General features: G+C 64.0%; 1 protein-coding gene and 2 pseudogenes. 1 reads left to right on the top strand and 2 read right to left on the bottom strand.

Annotated elements, in window-relative coordinates; translation table 11 throughout:
• A pseudogene (locus tag JMF90_RS38710) lies at positions 1 to 108 on the top strand (lipid A biosynthesis lauroyl acyltransferase); the annotation flags it as partial.
• 30 nt (positions 109 to 138) lie between these two features.
• Here JMF90_RS38710 and JMF90_RS38715 read toward each other — a convergent pair.
• Positions 139 to 441, bottom strand: a complete 303-nt coding sequence (locus tag JMF90_RS38715; protein WP_011546457.1) for a HigA family addiction module antitoxin — start codon at positions 439 to 441, stop codon at positions 139 to 141.
• A gap of 13 nt (positions 442 to 454) precedes the next feature.
• Positions 455 to 734: pseudogene (locus tag JMF90_RS38720) on the bottom strand (type II toxin-antitoxin system RelE/ParE family toxin).
• Positions 735 to 901: the final 167 nt, after the last annotated feature.

Genomic DNA, 901 nt, shown 5'->3' on the forward strand with positions numbered 1-901 from the left:
CGGATGAACGAATTCCTCGAGGAGCAGATTCCGCTGATGCCCGAGCAGTATTACTGGGTGCACAAGCGTTTCAAGACGCGCCCGCCCGGCGAGCCGAGCCTGTACTGAGCTGGCGGCGAGACGTTCGCGGGCGCGCCGTCATGTGCGCGCCCGTGCTCTCGCCACCTTCGGGGCGCCCTTTGCGCGCGCCTGCCACAGATCGTAAGCCGACTGCTGTGCGAGCCACAGATCGGCCCTTCCCCCGTTTTCCTCGCCGAGCCACGCTTCGAGCCGCAACGCCATTTCCGGCGAGATGCCGGCATGGCCGTGCAGGACCCGCGACAGTGCGGCACGGGTCACGCCAAGTTGCGACGCGGCCTCGGTGACGGTCAGACCGAGCGCCGGCAGCACGTCGTCGCGCAGCGTTTCGCCCGGATGGGGTGGATTGAAGATGCGGGTCATGGCTTGAATCACCTTAGTGGTAGTCCTGGTAATCGACCAGAACGACGTCGCGGCCCTCGAATCGGAATGTCAGCCGCCAGTTGCCGTTGACGCCGACGGCGTAATATCCGTCCAGCCCGCCAGCGAGGCCGTGAAAACGCCAGCCAGGCACATTCATGTCCTGCGGCGCGCCAGCGACATCAAGACGCGCCAGCATGCGCCGCAGCCTGGGCGCATGATCGGGCCGAATGCCCGCCTTGCTCCCGGTGACGAAAAAACGCTTCCAGTCCCTTGTGTACCCATGACTTGATCATGGAGCTCCCACACTCGAGCGCGACCTCGACAGCATGGCCCGGATGTGTGTAGCCAGACTATACGAATCACTTGATTTCCTCGTCAATTTGACCTGTACGAAAACGCTCGTCCGGGTCGCCCATGCCTTCGTCGTGTATTCGGGCACGCACTGTCCGTGCTGCCCCCG

Source organism: Burkholderia sp. E168m23, assembly GCF_016586125.1.
Taxonomy (GTDB): Bacteria; Pseudomonadota; Gammaproteobacteria; order Burkholderiales; family Burkholderiaceae; genus Burkholderia; species Burkholderia orbicola.

What these genes read in the sequence shown, in the direction of transcription:
- JMF90_RS38715 (WP_011546457.1), bottom strand. Translation starts at nt 441, where the DNA reads ATGACCCGCATCTTCAATCCACCCCATCCGGGCGAAACGCTGCGCGAC.